The following is an 18,914-nucleotide window of genomic DNA, read 5'->3' on the forward strand; positions in this document are numbered from 1 at the left end:
TCTCTTTATGATAGTGCTTGGGGGATGTTTTTGTCAATCTCGTGAAAACGGTTAATTTATATGTAAAAAGAGACACAAGTTAAGGACTTAGCCTATCTCGAGGAGTATAATAAGGAAGCTCGTCGGAGGAGTTCGGTTGCCGTCGCGACCGTTCCCGTCTGAGTATAAAAGGAAAGGCGCCGCCGCCCCGTAAAGAACGGCGACGCATGAGCGGGTTATTCCCGCAAGGAAATGACGTGAACGAGCTGCTCGTTGGCCGTCACCTTAATGACGGAGCGGTTCGAATCGTACTCCGCGCTACCGCGGCCGATCTCGGCGGGGGATTCGGTTCCCAGAACGTAGAATAAGTCGTCCGCTAGCGTCCGGATGCATACATCGCGTTCTTCTGTGCTCAGACTGTCCCAATCTTCGGCTTCCATCTCGAATACTTCGAAAAAAAGCGGAACCGAAATCAAAGCGCGGGACAAGTCGTCCAATATATGATCATATTCTCTACTATAGGTAATCGCCATGGGGATACCCCTTTCGAATTGTTTATTCGCCTTATCGGACGGCGAAACCGTTGTACTTGCATTATAAGCGAGCCGTTTTCTTTAGCCAACCTTTAGGCATTCTTCCTGCACGTTGTACTTTAACACAGAGTTAACATTAGTTATAATAGATAAGGTTCTCGGGGGTGAATGGCATGAAATCATTAAAGCTCGACGTTTGGTTGTCCAAGCCCTTTATCTTTTTCACCGTATTGATGGTGATTAAGATCTATCTGGCAAGATTCGTCGTATTCGACGATTCGTCGATATGGCTTCAATTAGCGACGGGTATTCCCTCGATATGGGTTCTTTTCTGCCTGATCGAATGGATTGCTCCGCGCAGGAAATTAGGAGTCTACGTTGCGGTCAACTTATTGCTGACCACTATTTTCTTCGCGGTCATCATGTATTACAAGTATTTCGGCGTCATCGTCACCTACCATGCTTTGCAACAAGTGAATCAAGTGACGGAGGTGAGCGGGAGCGTATTCTCTTTGCTGCACCCGTACTTCCTGTTCATCTATACCGATATTGTCGCGATCCTGCTTCTGTTCATAAGCCGCCGATTCCGTAAATGGGGAAAATCGCTTGCGGTACGCGAGTCCAATGTCATTCTGTCGGCTCTGTTTTTCTTATCGCTTGCCGGCAGCGTTACGAACGTATGGTTGCACCGGGACAGCATTAACGAGTTGAAGCAGGCCGAGAACATGGGAATCCTGAATTACGAGGCGTACGCGGTCATCGCCAGCGTGAACGAAAGCTTCGAGGATCCAAGCCATGTCACGCCGGAAGCGATAGCCGCGCTGAAAGGCGGGCAAGCTCCGGCAGTTCCCCAATTCTGGGGCGCGGAAAAAGGCAAGAACGTCATTATCCTGCAGTTGGAGGCGACTCAGAATTTTCTTCTGGACCGCAAGATCGACGGTCAGGAATTGACGCCGGTGATGAATCAGCTCATGAAGGAAAATATCTACTTCCCTCATTTCTACCAGCAGGTAGGGCAAGGCAATACTTCGGATGCGGAGTTCGTCGTCAACACTTCCTTTTACATTCCTCAACATGGCGCTGCGGCTCAAGATTACGGGGACCTGGCGCTTCCCAGCATGCCTAAGGTGCTGAAAGAAAACGGTTATCAAACGGCTACCTTTCATACGAATGACGTACAATTCTGGAATCGCAAGGAGCTGTACGCGGCGTTAGGCTTCGATCGTTATTACGATGCCAAGTTCTTCGGCGACGAGGATACGGTGTTCTTCGGCGCGTCGGACGAAGTGCTCTACGATAAAACGGCGGATGAATTGCTGAAGATGAGCGAAACGGGTAAACCGTTCTATGCGCAGATAATATCGATGTCTTCCCATCATCCGTTCAATATTCCGGATCGCAAGATCAAGTTCAAGCTTCCCGAAAGATACGAAGACACTCTAGTCGGCGATTACATTCAGGCACAGAATTATACCGATTACGCGCTGGGTACCTTCATCGAGAAGCTTAAGCAAAACGGGTTGTGGGACAACTCCGTGCTCCTAATTTACGGGGATCATTTAGGGCTGCCGATCTATTCCTTGAGCGATCACGAGAAGGATCTTATGAAGGAGATTTACGGTCGGAAATATCAATTTGCCGAAATGATGAATATTCCGCTTATTGTCGTCGCGCCAGGCATGACCGAGCCGATGAGACCGACCCAGACGGGCGGACAAGTAGATATTTTCCCGACGGTAGCCAATTTGCTCGGTATATCGCTCGCGGACCATATCCACTTCGGACAGGATATCTTGAATAGGACGGATAATGTTCTCCCGCAGCGTTACTATTTGCCATCCGGCTCATTCGTGAACAATCAAGGAATCTTCGTGCCCGGACTTCAATATAAAGACGGCGTTAGCTTCCCGTTCGACGGTGGAACACCGAAAGGAACCGATTCGACGGAAGATGAATATAAACGCGCCTTGGAGCTTCTGAGATTATCGGATAGCTACGTAAGCCACTTGCCTAAGCATGAATAAGACCTGAGCTCATTAAAGAGAGATAAGGGGGTCGGAAAGTGCTATACGGAAATTTCGAATGGAAAAAATACGCTCCGCTTCTGCTGATGCTGGTGTTTCCCGTTCTAGGGTTAATGTATGCTTGGACCGATAACACGGCGAATCAGGGAGTCTATAGACTCGTTACGACCGTAGACGAATCGATACCTTTTATTAAATATTTTTCGGTACCCTACTCCATTTGGATTTTCTACATTTACGTTTGTATCTTTTACTTCTTCAAGAAGGATGCTAACGTATATTATCGGGCAATCTCGACTTACATCTTATGCGCATTGTTATGTTATTTAATTTATTCGGTTTTTCAAACGACGGTTCCCCGTCCGGTTATCACGGGTAGCGATCCGTTTTCCGAACTTATGCGCTATATTTATCATCGCGACCAACCGTTTAACTGTTTTCCGAGCATTCATTGCTTCTCGAGCTACCTGGTGATGAGAACGATCTGGACCAGTTCGTTCCGAAACAAATGGAATCTGACTATTATAACGGCAATGTCTAGTACGATTATTATGTCCACATTATTCGTGAAACAACACGTGATTATGGACGCTTTGGCGGGAATTTTGCTAGTGGAAGTCGTTACCGCCGTTTTGATCTTGTTAGAGCAAAGGATAAGAATCATCCGTCACGAACGTCGGAAGGGCTCACTTGGAGCTTAAACCGAAGAAAAAAGGCTGATCCTAACGGCTAGGTTAATTCTGCCGGCGGATCAGCCTTTTATTGTTGGAGATTGCGTTATTAACAGCTAAATTGATAGATACGACAGTAGCTTTGCTTCATTTCCTCTTTGGTGAAGCCTTTCTCTTCCTTGAAGTGAAAATAACCGACGGGTGCCATAGAACAAATAATGGCATGAGCCGCCAAGTCTGCGTTAATCGGTATCGTAGGATTAGAGTCAACGGACATTTGCGCGATCAGCTCCGAAATTTTATCCCTGAAAAATAGATACATCGGAGATCGGAAGAAACTACCTCGGTCATCTTCGCAATTCATCTTCGATTCCATGGCAATAATAAGATCGGCCTTCTCTTCGATCGCATCGATCCAACGATCGAGTAATCCGCCAAAAAGATTGGCCGCCGACGACTCTTTGTTTTCTTCCAAGTATCCCGTGAGTTGTTGAATCAACTGATGCCCGAATTCATGAAGCATATCTAGGCAGAGATCGCCTTTGTGGGCATATCTGCGATATAGGGTTCCTTGGCCGATTCCCGCCGTTTTGGCGATCTGGTGCATGCTGACTGGTTTAACTCCATGCTCGCTAAACAAGGCATGCGCGGTTTGGAGAATTAATTGGCGGTGCTCTAAGGAGTCTTTGCGTTCCCTTCGAATAGTCGACACGGAATGGTCACCTCGCTTTACGGAAAGTTAACATTGTTGTCATTGACATCCGGACAATTGTCCGTTAACATCAAATCTAAACGGACAATTGTCCGGTATGCTTACGGGTATTCCTTCGTAGCGTCCATATGTCCATATTGTAACGCCAAAGCAACAGGCGGTCAATGGACGAGAGAGACTGCACGGGGAAGCTCTAATTAGGATAGGAGGGATTGATTACATGTCTTCGAAAGAAATACCCGCGTCAGCGGAGGCGCCTTTCTCGATGCGCAGTATTCTTGGACCGTTGATCGCGATCGTCGTCGGTATTTTCATGGTTATCTTGGACGGAACGGCCGTTAACGTCGCGCTTCCCAAACTGCAGGAGGAATTTGAATTATTGAACCTCTCGTTGGTTCAATGGACCGTCATCGGATACGCCTTGGCGCAAGCCGCGGTAATACCGCTTGCCGGTTGGTTGTCCGATCGCTTCGGCGCCAAGAAAGTATTCCTGATCTCCGTCGGGTTGTTTACCATCGGTTCGGGATTATGCGCATTGGCTAACTCGGTCGAGATGCTCATCACGTTCCGGATTATTCAAGGCTTGGGCGGCGGCGTGGTTCTACCGATCGCAATGGCGTTTATTTACCGGTTATCGCCTCCGGGCAAAGTCGGCGCCGTTATGGGCATGTTGGGGATTCCAATTCTTTTAGGCCCTGCGCTTGGTCCCGTAGTTGCGGGTTGGTTCGTTGAGTATCACAGCTGGCAATGGATTTTCTTGATTAACCTGCCTATCGGAGTTATCGGGATTATTCTAGGCATTCGTTCCCTTCCTAATATTCAACGCCAGAGCGTAGCTTCCTTGGATTTACTCGGAATGATTCTAGGTCCTTTGGCATTTGCCGCTCTCGTATTCGGAGTATCCAGCGGGGGAATCGACCCGATTACCGGTGAGTCCACTTGGATGGACGCGGATACGCTGATCGGTTCGGGAGTCGGTATCGTAGCGCTGGTCTTGTTCATCATCGTTGAATTAAACCGTAAGAACCCGTTGCTGGAGCTTCGCGTATTCCGCTCGGGTAACTTCACCAAGGGGATTATCGTGCAATGGATATCGCAGATCGCGATGTTCGGAACCATGTTCCTTGTTCCGTTATTCTTGCAGCAGGCTCATGGTTACAGCCCGCTTGAGACCGGGTTGATCATGCTTCCTCAAGCAGTGGCTTCCGGATTGTTCATGCCGATCGGCGGCAAGCTGTCCGACCGTTTCGGAGCTCGTCCGCTTGTTATCGGCGGGATGGCCTTAACGGTAATTGCTACTTTGCTGCTCTCGAATATATCGGGAGACTCCGGAGTCAGCGCGGTTATGCTGCCGCTTGCTTTGCTGGGCGCGGGCATGGGATTGTTCATGATGCCGCTCAACAACCATTTGATTCAATCCGCTCCGCAAAATTTGGTTGGACGCGTAACTTCTCTTACTAACGCCGCTCAACAAGTTATGATGTCGTTCGCGGTCGCCATTCTTATGACGATCTCTTCGACTAAAATGCAGGATCTGATGATCGAATCCGGAAAGCAACAGCCGGACGTTCATTTGTTCGCTTCCTCCTTCGGTTACACGTTCCTTATCCTCCTAGGTATTGCGTTATTAGGCGGCATACTTGGCTTTTTACTTCAAAAACCTAAACGCCAGGAAGGTCTCGAAGGCGCCGAAATGCCGATTATGGTCGGTCACTAATCGAAAATCGTTTCGAACTCGGAGACCTCCCGCGAAATACGGCGGGAGGTTTTCTTGTTCAGTCTGAAGTATAATTGATGGCAGCATAATGCTCACTCTATTCCGAGGTGCGTAAGTGGAGCTAACCTCGGGTGTGCCGCGCTAAAGTCGGTATTTTCGAACGAATCCCTTGACAAGACAGTTCGTTCGGGGTATAATCATATATTGTAGAAGTAGTAACCCACGGATTTCTCCTCAATAAAAGGGTAATATTCCTCCGTTTTCCCACACATTCCTTATTAAAATCTCAGATTGGCTGCTGGAAGGAACACGAATTCTCACTGGCGCGGCCTTGGAGCCGCAAGAACGATGGAGAGGTAGGGCTATCGTTGTTTTCGTGAAAGTGAAATCAGGATGAATCGCGCGGTTGCGCTTCAATATTAAGACCCTCGTCGGACTCGTCCGACGGGGGTCGTCCAATTTTAAAGGCTGCCCACCGAAATGGATAACAATGGTATACTCGAAGCATTACATAAGCTGATAAGAATACGGATGGGAAAGGATGCAACGGATGGTACTTTACGCGCACGTAAAATGGTTCACGGACGTAGCACCGATCAAGGAAACGTTGAACAACGTATTGTCTCCGGTATTCATGAGTACTGCATTGATCGTCGCTTTACTGCTGGCCGTACTCACCCAAGCGCTTCCCGCCATCATGAAGATTAAGGCATTAGGTCAATTGGATCGTCAAGTCGAACGGCTGCGTCCTCGATCCTTCCTTATCCTCCAGTACGGCACAGCCATCTCGCTCCTATGGTCGATATTGGAAGGTAACCTGTTCGCACCCGAATTCAATTCGCCGGATGGCTTCATTACGATCGCGGTCGGTTGCACGATCGCGCTGTTGCTTGTTCCGCATCACTTTCCAGTGAAGCTTGCTTCGCTTATCTTAATTGCATTATATGTGTATTACGTTGGGGAATACGGTCTGTTCCACATGCTGGACTACGGCTTCTTCCTGGCGATCGCGGCCGCGCTTGCTTTCTATCGTACCGCGTTCGAACGTTGGTCGTTCCCGCTCCTCTACTTAGGCACGGGTCTATCCCTCTGTTGGGTCGCGGTAGAGAAATGGATATATCCCGCGATGAGCTTGGACATTATCGAGCATCATCACGTGCCGACCTTCGGATTCGATCCCGCCGTCTTCATCGTGCTGGCCGCGTTTATCGAATTCGTGGTCGGATATTTACTTGTCGTAGGCATACTTAACAGGCTCCTATCGATCGTGCTGACGCTTATTTTTATTATGACGACCATGCTTTTCGGGTACGTGGAGATCGTGGGACATTTTATGATCCATGTCATCTTGGCGCTATTCGTCATAGAAGGAGTTAGCTTCTACAAGCCTCCCGTGGACATGCACAAAACCAAGCTGGACCGGATCGTTTTCGTGGCGCTTAACTTCTTGCTGGTTCTAGCGACCTTCTTGCTGCTATACTACCGATTTGCATAAATATGGTTATAATTCGTGCATTTAGATATCGGGGATGCTGTATAATAGGTAAAAAAAGGAGGAATTTCACATGCAGCAGTTCGCGGTCGTGGTGAAGGAAATCCGGACGTTTCTGACCTCGTTCAAGATCGTAAGGCTTTTGCAGCCGTATCAACTACATATTCTGTTCGGCGCTCTAGGTTTATTGTTCTTGGAAGAATTGCTGCTCCAGTTCGTAAACTCCTTTGATGGCATCAATGCAATGTATACGATATTCTACGATATCCCTTTGCATCTCATCGCTTTCTACGGCTTCTACGTCGGAGCATGGCTGACGCTCATCGGGGGAGGAATAAAATATTTGCCTTACGGTCTATGGGGCTATGCGTTCCTGGCGCTGTTCCCTTTCGAGAGCTTGACCTTGTTTCCGATCGTTCAGGCTGCTATCTACGCCGTTGGCGGATACTTCGTTTTCCGTTACGTTCAAACCTCCATCGGCAAATCCGATACGACAAGCCTTAACGCTTAGGAAGCGGTTTACCGAAGCGATTCAACGAATAGAAGCCGATCTCCAAGCCCAGCGGGCAAGGAGGTCGGCTTTTTTGTTGATGATCCGGCTTGTTCGATACAATAACGCCTGCCCGCTCATAGTCATGTATGACGTGGAGCTCCCGAAATATTGATACCTAAAGCGAAATCTGAAGCCTTATGCAAGCTCAAGAAAACCTATACAATTCGGTTATGAAAGCATTTACATTCCTTTGCCGAGCTTGGAGGTCCGAGAACGAACATGAACGCGAGTCTAAACGACATCCCAGTCAAGCCGGCGGCGCCGAAGAGCAAATCCGCGAAGCTGATGACCAAATGGTACAACCAAAGATATTTGCAGGTTATGGTTCTGCTCGGCGTCGCGTGGATGATCATCTTCAATTACATTCCGATGTACGGAATTATTATCGCATTCAAGGATTACAACCTGATCACCTCGATCTCCGATGCGCCGTGGGCGGGATTGGAGCACTTCAAAGCTTTCCTCGACGATGACGAACTAACCAGCGTTATCCGCAATACGCTTGGCATCAGCTTGATCAAACTGATTATCGGCTTCCCGCTTCCCATTATTTTCGCGTTATTCCTGAACGAGTTGAGGTCGTTAAGATTCAAGAAAGCGGTCCAGACGATCTCGTATCTGCCTCACTTTCTCTCGTGGGTCATTCTCGGAGGGATACTGGCGACATGGTTATCGGACATCGGAATCATCAACAAATTGTTATTGTCGATGAACTTCATCGACGAACCGATCTCTTACTTGGCCGAACCGAGTTACTTCTGGTCGATCGTCATTTCCTCGGATATCTGGAAAGAGCTTGGGTGGTCGGCGATTATTTACATCGCGGCAATGGCGGGGGTATCGCCGGAATTGTACGAGGCGGCGACGATCGACGGGGCCGGAAGGTTCCAGAAGATGTTCTACGTGACGCTTCCTTGCATTAAGGGCACGATCGTCATTTTATTCATCCTCGCGGTGAGCGGAGTGCTCAATTCGAACTTCGATCAGATTCTCGTCTTGAAGAACCAATTGAACGATAGCGCCAGTAACGTTATCGACATCTACGTATACAAGGTGGGCATATCGCAAGGAAGGTTCTCTTATTCGACCGCGGTGGGATTGATCAAGTCGATCATTGCTTTGTTCCTGTTGTTGATCGCGAATTCCGTATCCAAGAGACTTAGCCAAACATCTTTATTCTAAATCATGCTTAGGGGGTCGCCGGAATCATGCTGTCACGTGCTCGCAAAACTCCCGGAGAGACGATATTCGACGCGTTGAACGTATTCGCCATGATCGTCGTGTGTTTCGTGACGATCTATCCGATATGGTACGTCCTCGTCAACTCCTTGAACGACGGACAGGACGGAATGAGAGGCGGCATCTATTGGCTGCCTCGCATGTTCAGCATCGAGAACTATCAAGCGGTGTTCGCCAACGAAGGAATCATGACGGCGATGGGCATCACGGTTGCCAAGACGTTGATCGGAGTCGTTATCCACGTATTCTTTACCGCCATGGTCGCTTATGCGCTGTCTCGAAGGGAATTGATCGGCCGCAAATTTTACATGCTGATGGGGACGGTTACTCTGTTCTTCGGCGGCGGTCTTATCCCGACTTACATGCTGATCAAGGATCTGAATATGCTCGACCATTTTCTCGTCTACATCATTCCCGTCATGTTCAGCTTCTTCGATCTCATCATATTCCTCGCGTTCTTCCGGGAAATTCCCGAAGGGCTGGAGGAAGCGGCCAAGATCGACGGCGCGAACGATTTTACGATATTCGTCAAGATCATCATCCCGGTATCGATGCCCGCCGTCGCTACGATCGCCCTTTTCCATGGCGTATATCAGTGGAACGATTACTTCACCGGGGTGCTGTACGTGAACAACATGGATTTGCAACCCATACAAACGTTCTTGTTCAGGGTAGTGGCACAGTCCAGCTCCAACCAGATCGTCGCGCAAACCGGGGGAGCCATAAACCGGTCGGTTACTTCCCAGTCGATCAAGATGGCGACGATGGTCGTCACGACGCTTCCGATCGTACTGGCTTATCCTTTCTTGCAGAAGTATTTCGTCAAAGGCCTCATGATCGGATCGCTTAAAGGATAACCGCCATACCAAGCCAAGCAGGGGTTTACGTTTTATATTAAAATAAAAGAACAAGCAAAGGGGTAGTGAAATGAAAAAGAGGTTTCCGAAGAAATTCATGGTTCTGGCACTTATTACTTCCTTAGTATTCGCGCTTGCAGCCTGTTCCGGATCCAACAACAACGATAAGGCGTCCAATTCTCCGGATGCTTCCAGTCCGGCGCCTAGCTCGCCCGCCGAATCCTCGGCAGCAGCCAGCGATAAGCCTGCCGGCGACGAACCAGGCTGGAAAGGCGACACATCCCCGATCAAGTTCGATTGGTATTTGAATTTCGCTTGGTTCCCTAACAAATGGGGCGTTGATCCGACATCCCAATACGTGACCAAGAAAACCGGAGTAGACATTAATTTCATCGTACCGGCCGGCAACGAGAACGAGAAGTTGAACTCGATGATCGCGTCTGGCGACTTGCCTGATTTCATTACGCTAGGTTGGTATGAAGAGGGCGTTAAGAAAATGATCGAAGGCGGTCTTGTCGAGCCCCTTAACAAGCTGGCCGAAGAATACGATCCGTACTTCTTCAAGGTAGCCGATCCCGCCAAGCTGTCTTGGTACACGCAGCCGGACGGCAACATATACGGCTATCCGAACGCATCGTCCTCACCGAAGGACTTCCAGACCTACGGCTCCAACTTCTTGTCCAACCAAACTTTCGTCGTCCGCAAGGATATGTACGAAGCGATCGGCAGTCCGGACATGAGAACGCCCGAAGGCTTCCTGAACGCGCTGAAGCTGGCGAAGGAGAAATTCCCGGAAGTGAACGGTCAACCGATCATCCCGCTCGCGTTCCATGAGTTCGGCGACGGAGGCAACTCCTCCATCATGGATTACGTTCAAGATTCCTCGATGCTCGCGAACTTCCTTGCCCTTCCTAGACAGAAGGACGGCAAGCTATACGACCGCGCAAGCGATCCCGAATTCCAAATCTGGCTGAAAACGTTGCGTAAAGCGAATGAAGAAGGATTGCTCGCCAAGGACATCTTCATCGACAAACGCGCGCAGATGGAAGAGAAAATCGCGCAAGGCCGTTACTTCGCGATGCTGTACCAACGTACGGACTTCGCGGCGCAACAGAACGTATTGTACGCGAACGATCCTAACTCGGTTTATATCGCGGTAGACGGACCCGCGAATTCGAAGCTTGAAGACCCGACGCTTGCCGGCCCCGGCATCTCCGGTTGGACGGTTACTCTGATCTCCAAGAAAGTGAAAGACAAGGCAAGAGCTGTCAAATTCCTGAGCTACCTGATCAGCGAAGAAGGACAGAAGGATCTCTATCTCGGGGAGAAAGGCGTTTCCTACGATACGATCGACGGCAAAGACCAATTCCTGCCGGATGCCCTTAATCTCATGAACACGGACCGCTCGGCGTTCGATAAGAAATACGGCGCCTCCTACACGTTCTGGATGCTGATGGATACGAACATGAACCTGCAATGGGCACCGCCGTCCGTAGAGCCGGCCAAACAGCTGGAAGATTGGACGAAAGGCAAATTGATCAGCACTTCGGAGTTCGATCTGATCAGTCCGCCGGCGACCTCCCAAGAAGGCATTAATTCCACGAAAATCTCCAACGCTTGGGGCAAGGCGCTTACGCAATTGCTCTTGGCGAAGTCCGATGAAGAGTTCGATAAGATCTATGCCGATTTCATCGCCTTGCGGGATAAAAACGGATTCACCGAAATTCAAGCATATAAGCAGCAGAAATACGAAGAGTACGCGGCCAAGCTGAAGGAATTCTCGAAATAAGCTTCAATAAAATATTCCGATAACCCAGCCTTCGAGCGGTTCGCCCGCTCAAGGCTGGGATTATTGGATTTTAAGGAAGCGCTTAACGACTACGTGGTACAATGATCCCAAAATCAAAATCTATCGGATCCGGGTGTGAGGTAATGTTCGGAAAGCTCAAGGCGAGCGCGAGGCAAAGATTGTTCTGGGTGGAACAGCTCACCCTGCAGAAGAGGCTCGTCATCACCTATATTCTGATCATTCTGCTCCCCAGCATTATGATTTCTTTGTACATTTTCAACGAGTTCTACGGCAATTACATTAAAGATATCGAGAAGAAGAACGAGAATGCGCTGGAGATCGAGCAGGTGCATATTAAGAACAACATCGAAACGATGAAGAGAACGGATCAGTTTACTGCGCCTATGGGGAGAGAGGTTCTGGATTATCTGTCGAGAACGTCCGAACCGAACGCCGAGGAGCTAATCGATCTCAACGACAATACGATCAAGCCATTGCTTCGGCTGCAATATAATAATCCGAGTATCGAGCATATTCGCGTCTATGCCAGTAATCCCTTGGTTTACGAATATTGGGAGGTGATTCTCAGCGAGAAGAGGATCGTCAACGAACCGTGGTACGGTCCGGTTATGGCAGCCGGCGGCACGGATTATTGGGAATACAGCCGTTTTGATAAAGGCACCATCCGCGATTGGTCGAAGGACGAAGCCGTAACCATCAAGCCGAAGATATCTTTGTTAAGGGAACTCAACAATCCCAATCACGTCGGAATCATTCAAGTCGACATGATGCTCGACAATTTTTTTCCGAATACGTTCAGTCCCTTGCAGGACGGCCAATCTCAGATGCTGATCATGGATCGGAATAAGGAGATATACAGATATCCGGGAAATCCCTTTTTGGCGAATTCCGGGTTAACGGAGACGATCGTTCGCGAGCAATTCGACTTGAACGGGGTGGACGGAGCGGACGCGGGCAGCTTTCGGTTCAGCTTCGGCGGGATTCCCTTTCTGTGTACCTATAGCCATATTAAGCAAGTAGATACTTATATGTTGAATATCGTTTCGCTTGAGAACGTGTACCGCGAGATCAATAAAACGCGCAATCAAATCATCATCGCCAATATTATCCTGATCGCCATTCTGTCGGCGGCGACTTATAAATTGAACTCCATTATTCTAAAGAAGCTGCACGTGCTTACGGACTCCATGAAGAAGGTTCGGCAAGGGGATTTTCATTTCGATATTTCCATTCGCGGCGGCGGAGAAGTGGGAGAGCTGGCTCATCACTTTCGCAAAATGCTGAAGAAGATCAACGAGCTGATCGCGGACGCGGTTCACAAGCAAGCGGCGAATAAGGAAGCCGAATTGACGACGTTAAGAAATCAGATCGATTCCCACTTTCTATATAACACGCTCGAGAATATCAAGATGATGGCGGAGATCAACCATCAGCCCGATATTTCGGACGCGCTAACCTCGCTGGGCGGGATGCTGCGCTACAACACGAAATGGACTAGCGAATTCGTTCGGTTGAAGGACGAATTAACCCATATTAGCAATTATATCGCCATCATGAACGTCCGGTTCGACGATAAGATCCATCTGACAATTGATATTCCGAACCATTACCTCGGGCAGGAAATTCTAAAAATGTCGTTGCAGCCGGTCGTTGAGAACGCGATCAAATACGGACTGAAAGATAAGCCGATGACGATCACGATTCGTGCGCGCGTGCTCGGAGAGACGATGGCGATTGAGATCACGGACGACGGTTCCGGCTTAAGCGAAGAACGAACGGTAGAGATTAATCGCCGTATAGCCATGGAGGATTCGCGCATTGCCGACGATGGAGGATCGGGAAACGCGTGGGAGACGGGTACCCAAGGAAGCGGAATCGGTCTGATCAACGTACAGAGGAGAATCAGGATGAATTACGGAAGGGAATACGGCCTGCACCTGGAAAGCGATGAAGGGCGGTATACCCGCGTATGGATTCATATTCCTTATCTCATTCTAAACGGAGGGATATCTTAGTATGAGAACGCTCCTTATCGCGGACGACGAGCAAAAAATCAGGCTAGGTCTGCGCGCTATGATCGAACGGGAATTTGCCGATTCGTACGAAATCGTTCTTGTTTCGGATGGAGACGAGGCGCTGGCCGCTTGCAAGAGCACCGGAGCGGACATCCTGATAACGGACATCCGTATGCCGGGCATGGACGGAGTTACGCTCATTAAGCGGTTGTCGGATATGCCGAATAAGCCGGCAATTCTTATTTTAAGCGGCTTCGACGACTTTCAATATGCCAAGGAAGCAATACGCCATGACGTGAAGGAATACTTGCTGAAGCCGATCGTGCGCGAGGAGCTGTTCGCCGCATTGCGGCGAATCGAGGGGGAACTCGAGCGCAAGGAGCAAATCCATGATCGGTTGGAGGAAAGCAATCAATACAGGGAAGCATTGCGGACGAGCACGTTAAACGGAATCTTGGCCAAATTCGCGATGGAGGAGGACGAGGTCTCGACGAGATGCTCTGAGGTCGGTCTAGACGAATTCGAGCCCGTATACTACGTGGGCATCGTGTACGGAGAGCACGGGAAACGCGAACGATTCAACGGCGAAGCCTATTTGCAACGCACGTCGGAAGAACGCGGCTGGAAGTGGCTCGGCCTCGAAGACAGGGACGGACAGATCGTAATCGTATCCGACCAGCTTGCGATATTCGAAGGGCTGCTGGAGTATTCGATCGCTAGCGGTACGGAAGGGATTCGGATCGGGCTTAGCGGCAAGGGGGAGAAGATCGGAAGAATCAAGGCCTGTTACGAGGAAGCCAAGCAAGCGCTGAAATACCGAATGCTACTGGACCAAAGCCATTCGGGACTCATCCTCTACGACGGTATCAGGGAACGCAAGGTTGCCTATGTCATACCTAAGGAAACCATTCGCAAGCTCGCGAACATGCTGGGGACCGACCGGGAGAAGGAAATGAAGGCATTGCTGTTGGAGGTGCTGGATACTTCCAAGCTGTGCGAGTTCCATATCGGTTACTTGGAGGGCATCGTGAAAGCCTTGAACGAGCTCGTATTCGATCAAGTATTCCATTCCTACGGCGAAGCTTCGATAGAGATCTTCAAGATGTACAAGAAGGCGGGCAACGTCTATAACTTCGCCGGCATTCGCGATTATTACCATAGCGTGGAAAATCTGCTCTTATCCTTGAACGACTACATTCGCAGTATTAAAGCCATTCATATCGAGCATAAGGAAATGAGCAAAGCGGTTCAATATATCCACGAGCATTACCATCAGGATCTGAGCATGGCGATCGTATCGAATTACGTATCCTTGAATTATTCTTATTTCAGCGAATGCTTCAAGGAGTTTACGGGAGAGAGCTTCGTGAATTTTCTGAAAAAAGTAAGGATCGATCAGGCGAAGAAGCTTCTGGAGACGACGGATGACAAAGTGTACGAGATCAGCAAGCGGGTCGGCTTCGAGAATCCGAAACAATTCAATCGGGTGTTCCGGGAAATGGTGGGGGTTTCGGCCATGGAGTTTAGGGACAATAAGCTGAGTCATCGTCTCGGTGGAACCTCGTAGTCGTCGAAGCCTGTAGCCGAATGCCAGGCCAGATAGCGCTATGGCATCCCTCTAAATGGCATATTCTGTGCCATTCGCTTTAGATAAGATGATAGTATAACGCTATCAACCGGCATTGCCAGTTATCGCGCAATGAAGACTGTTTATAGAGGGATTGCATCACCTTATTGTATAAGTTTGGCCTGGATGAAGACGGATAAGGTTACGGCGTAACGCTATGCATCTAACGTTTCACCTTGCGCTTCGTCTCCGATTCCTGATGTGAAGTACGGGAAGCCGGTAATGTTTGGACTGAACGGAATCTGCTCCGGGAACAACGCCATGCTTAGGCGCTGTTCCTTTTTTTCTGCCGCCGGAACGGGACAGGGTGAGCAGTAACGGTAGCGTGTCGGGTAGCGGAGAATATTCGTACTAAAAACAACCGATCGGGTTAGGATAAGGGAGAATCGAAACGGACGGGACGGGGATGATCCTAAGTTGACTCGATTCGACCGCTCGTTCAGCGATTAATACGCGCTCCATCAAGGATTTAACATAATGTTCATTTGACTTCCGAACGATCGTTCGATAAGCTTGTCTACAGAGAGAACAGAGGAGGAATTGGGAGATGAAGAGCATTATCGGATTTTCTTTAAAGAACAAATTCGCTTTATGGATGATTACGATCATCGTGATCATTGCCGGTCTTTATTCCGGATTGACCATGAAACAGGAGAGCTTGCCTAACTTGAGCTTGCCTTTCTTGAGCGTGACGACGGTATCGCCGGGGGCTGCGCCAGACGCGGTCGTGAAGCAAATAACGGAGCCTCTGGAGAAACGCCTCCAGAACGTGGAAGGAATCAAGAACATCTCTTCCACTTCGATGGAAAACGTTTCTTCCATCTTCGTGGAGTTCGATTTTGGACAAGACATGGACAAGGCTGTATCCGACTTGCGAGAAGCGGCTGCGGACGTAGCGCTTCCGGAAGGGGTTAACGCGCCCGATATCGCCAAATTCTCGATCAACTCTTTTCCGGTAATTTCGTTAAGCGCATCTGGGCAGGGGAGCCTGGAGGACTTGACCAAGATCGTATCGGAAGAAATCCAACCGGTGCTCGAAGGGGTTTCCGGAGTAGCCTCCGTTCAAATCGCGGGCCAATATGTAGAAGAAGTCAGCCTGAAATTCAATAAAGCCAAGCTCGAGGAGCTGGGCTTAAGCGAAGATACCGTTAAAGGTATCGTTCAAGGCTCGGCCTTGAAGGTTCCGCTCGGCTTGTTCCAATTGGACGATACACAGAAAACCGTCGTCGTCGACGGACGAATCACGACGATCGACGATTTGAAGAAAATCGTCATTCCCGTCGTTCCGACCGCCGGAGGCGCAAATGCGGGCTCGGGCGCAACCGGAGGAGAGGCTCCCTCTACAGGCGGGGGCGGACTTCAGACGGTTCTGTTGAGCGACATCGCGGATGTGCAGAGGGCCGGTAAAGCGGAGTCGATCTCGCGGACGAACGGCGAACAATCCATCGGGATTCAGATCGTCAAGTCGAACGACGCTAATACGGTCGATGTCGTTAACGGCGTTAAGAAAGAAGCGGACAAGCTTAAGGAGAAGTATAAAGACCTGAAGCTGGACGTATTGCTTGACCAAGGCAAGCCGATCGAAGAATCGGTCCAAACGATGCTCAGCAAAGCCTTATTCGGCGCATTGTTCGCCGTAGTCGTTATCTTGTTGTTCCTCAGGAACATAAGAACGACGATCATCTCGATCGTATCGATTCCTCTGTCCCTTATTATCGCGGTATTATTGTTGAAGCAATTCGATATTACGCTTAATATCATGACGCTTGGCGCAATGACGGTTGCGATCGGACGGGTCGTCGACGATTCCATCGTCGTCATCGAGAACATTTACCGTCGGATGTCGTTGTCGGGCGAGAAGCTTAAGGGAAGCGACCTTGTGCGCGAAGCGACCAGGGAAATGTTCCTGCCGATCATGTCTTCCACGATCGTAACGATCGCCGTATTCTTGCCGCTTGGATTGGTCAGCGGCATGGTGGGACAGATTTTCTTGCCGTTCGCTCTTACGATCGTCTTCGCGTTGCTGGCTTCCTTGGTCGTTGCGATAACGATCGTGCCGATGCTTGCGCACCAAATGTTCAAGAACGGCCTGAAAGCAGGCAAGCAGCATGACCACGACGAGAAGCCGGGTCGTCTAGCCAAAGGATATAAGCGCGTATTACTCTCCGCGTTGAATCACAAAATCATCACGTTGGTCATCGCGTTCGCGTTATTGGTAGGTAGCTTGTTCCTCGTGCCGTTGATCGGTGCCAGCTTCTTGCCCGAGCAAGAGGACAAATACACGATGGTCACTTATACTCCGGAACCGGGCGATCGAGTGGAAGACGTCGAGCAACGCGCCCTGATCGCAGAGAAGTATATTATGGAACAACCGGACGTCACGAGCCTGCAATATTCGATCGGGGGAGCCAATCCGCTTCAGCCGGGCCCATCGAAATCCGGATTGTTCTTCATGCAATACGATCACGATACCAAGAAATTCGCCGACAAGAAGGAAGCCTTGATCGAAGGACTTCATAAGGCCGTTCCCGAAGGACAATGGTCGGAGTTGAATCAAGGCGGCGGTCTCGGAGGTAGCAACTTCAGCATTAGCGTCTTCGGCGAAAGCTTGGAGGATATCCAACCCGTAGTCGATCAGATCGCAGATTTAATGAAAGCCGACGATTCGTTCGACAAAGTCGATACGAGCTTGTCCAAGACGTACGAGCAATACACGATCGTGGCCGATCAAGCGAAGCTAAGCCAATATGGCTTAACCGCCGGTCAAATCGCGATGACGTTAAGCCCGCAACGCGTGCGTCCCGTATTGACGCAAGTCGAGGAGCAAGGCAAAACGTACAATGTATACGTCGACGTCGATAAGACCGAATACAGCAGCGTCGACGATATTCTTGACGAGAAGATACAATCTCCTCTAGGCGTAGCGGTACCGATCCGCGACGTCGCCCAAGTGGAAGAGGGAACATCTCCGAATTCCATCGCAAGGCAGAACGGCAAAATGGTCGTTAACGTTACGGGGGAAATTACCAAATCCGACGTTGCCAAGGTTTCCAGCGACATGCAGGCGAAAGTGGATAAGTTGCAGAAGCCGGCTTCCGTGGAAGTCACGTTCGGAGGAGTTACCGAGCAAATCAACGAAACGTTCACGCAGCTCGGACTCGCCATTCTGGCGGCAATCGCGATCGTTTACTTGGTTCTCGTGCTTGCTTTCGGCGGCGGGCTTGCTCCGTTCGCTATCCTGTTCTCTCTGCCGTTCGCGATTATCGGCGGACTTGCGGCTCTCTATCTGACGGGCGAGACGTTAAGCGTATCGGCTTTAATGGGGGCGCTCATGCTCATCGGGATCGTGGTCACGAACGCGATCGTACTCATCGACCGCGTTATCCACAAAGAAAAAGAAGGATTATCGACTCGCGAAGCCTTGCTCGAGGCCGGGGGAACCCGCTTGCGTCCGATCTTGATGACGGCGTTGGCTACTATCGGCGCGCTTCTGCCGCTTGCTTTCGGCTTCGAGAGCGCGGGCATTATTTCCAAGGGCTTGGGCGTAACCGTAATCGGGGGACTCATCAGCTCGACCTTGCTTACGTTGCTGATCGTTCCGATCATTTACGAAATTTTGATGAAAATCAAGCGCAAACCGAAGAAAGCAGCAGCATAACGGAGTCATCCGATTGGCTTGGGAGCG

13 protein-coding genes are annotated in these 18,914 nt (G+C 49.8%); 11 read left to right on the forward strand and 2 right to left on the reverse strand.

Annotation, left to right across the window (positions count from 1 at the left end):
- Positions 1-215: 215 nt before the first annotated feature.
- Entirely contained in the window at positions 216-512 is a 297-nt protein-coding gene (locus DFP95_RS04600; protein WP_115991420.1) for a hypothetical protein, read from the reverse strand.
- A gap of 173 nt (positions 513-685) precedes the next feature.
- Between DFP95_RS04600 and DFP95_RS04605 the strand changes: the two genes are divergently transcribed.
- Positions 686-2,536 carry an LTA synthase family protein gene (locus tag DFP95_RS04605; RefSeq protein ID WP_115991421.1) on the forward strand — a complete coding sequence of 617 codons (1,851 nt, stop codon included), beginning with the start codon at positions 686-688 and terminating at the stop codon, positions 2,534-2,536.
- Between the two features lie 38 nt (positions 2,537-2,574).
- Entirely contained in the window at positions 2,575-3,237 is a 663-nt protein-coding gene (locus tag DFP95_RS04610) for a phosphatase PAP2 family protein (protein ID WP_115991422.1), read from the forward strand.
- 79 nt (positions 3,238-3,316) lie between these two features.
- Here the strand turns inward: DFP95_RS04610 and DFP95_RS04615 are convergent, their stop codons facing one another.
- Positions 3,317-3,919 (reverse strand): TetR/AcrR family transcriptional regulator, encoded by a 603-nt coding sequence (locus DFP95_RS04615; protein WP_115991423.1) that lies wholly within the window; start codon positions 3,917-3,919, stop codon positions 3,317-3,319.
- A 220-nt stretch (positions 3,920-4,139) separates the two neighbouring features.
- On the opposite strand from DFP95_RS04615, the gene DFP95_RS04620 reads away from it, so the two are divergent.
- The 9 genes from DFP95_RS04620 to DFP95_RS04660 all read left to right on the forward strand — a co-directional run bounded on the left by DFP95_RS04620 (position 4,140) and on the right by DFP95_RS04660 (position 18,887).
- Entirely contained in the window at positions 4,140-5,636 is a 1,497-nt protein-coding gene (locus DFP95_RS04620) for an MDR family MFS transporter (protein ID WP_115991424.1), read from the forward strand.
- A gap of 541 nt (positions 5,637-6,177) precedes the next feature.
- Positions 6,178-7,131 (forward strand): DoxX family membrane protein, encoded by a 954-nt coding sequence (locus tag DFP95_RS04625; RefSeq protein ID WP_115991425.1) that lies wholly within the window; start codon positions 6,178-6,180, stop codon positions 7,129-7,131.
- Positions 7,132-7,201: 70 nt separating this feature from the next.
- Positions 7,202-7,639, forward strand: coding sequence for a hypothetical protein (locus DFP95_RS04630; RefSeq protein WP_115991426.1), 438 nt, complete (start codon positions 7,202-7,204; stop codon positions 7,637-7,639).
- A gap of 327 nt (positions 7,640-7,966) precedes the next feature.
- Positions 7,967-8,863 (forward strand): ABC transporter permease, encoded by an 897-nt coding sequence (locus DFP95_RS04635; RefSeq protein ID WP_245987420.1) that lies wholly within the window; start codon positions 7,967-7,969, stop codon positions 8,861-8,863.
- Positions 8,864-8,889: 26 nt separating this feature from the next.
- The gene (locus tag DFP95_RS04640) at positions 8,890-9,777 is read left to right on the forward strand and encodes a carbohydrate ABC transporter permease (RefSeq protein WP_115991428.1); all 888 of its coding nucleotides are present in this window, start codon (positions 8,890-8,892) and stop codon (positions 9,775-9,777) included.
- 70 nt (positions 9,778-9,847) lie between these two features.
- The gene (locus DFP95_RS04645) at positions 9,848-11,566 is read left to right on the forward strand and encodes an extracellular solute-binding protein (protein WP_115991429.1); all 1,719 of its coding nucleotides are present in this window, start codon (positions 9,848-9,850) and stop codon (positions 11,564-11,566) included.
- A gap of 143 nt (positions 11,567-11,709) precedes the next feature.
- Positions 11,710-13,602 (forward strand): sensor histidine kinase, encoded by a 1,893-nt coding sequence (locus DFP95_RS04650; RefSeq protein ID WP_181907251.1) that lies wholly within the window; start codon positions 11,710-11,712, stop codon positions 13,600-13,602.
- 1 nt (position 13,603) lies between these two features.
- Positions 13,604-15,169, forward strand: a complete 1,566-nt coding sequence (locus DFP95_RS04655; RefSeq protein ID WP_115991431.1) for a response regulator — start codon at positions 13,604-13,606, stop codon at positions 15,167-15,169.
- Between the two features lie 607 nt (positions 15,170-15,776).
- Positions 15,777-18,887, forward strand: coding sequence for an efflux RND transporter permease subunit (locus DFP95_RS04660; protein WP_115991432.1), 3,111 nt, complete (start codon positions 15,777-15,779; stop codon positions 18,885-18,887).
- The last annotated feature ends 27 nt before the right edge of the window (positions 18,888-18,914 follow it).

It is taken from the genome of Cohnella lupini, from assembly GCF_003386205.1.
Lineage (GTDB): Bacteria > Bacillota > Bacilli > Paenibacillales > Paenibacillaceae > Cohnella > Cohnella lupini.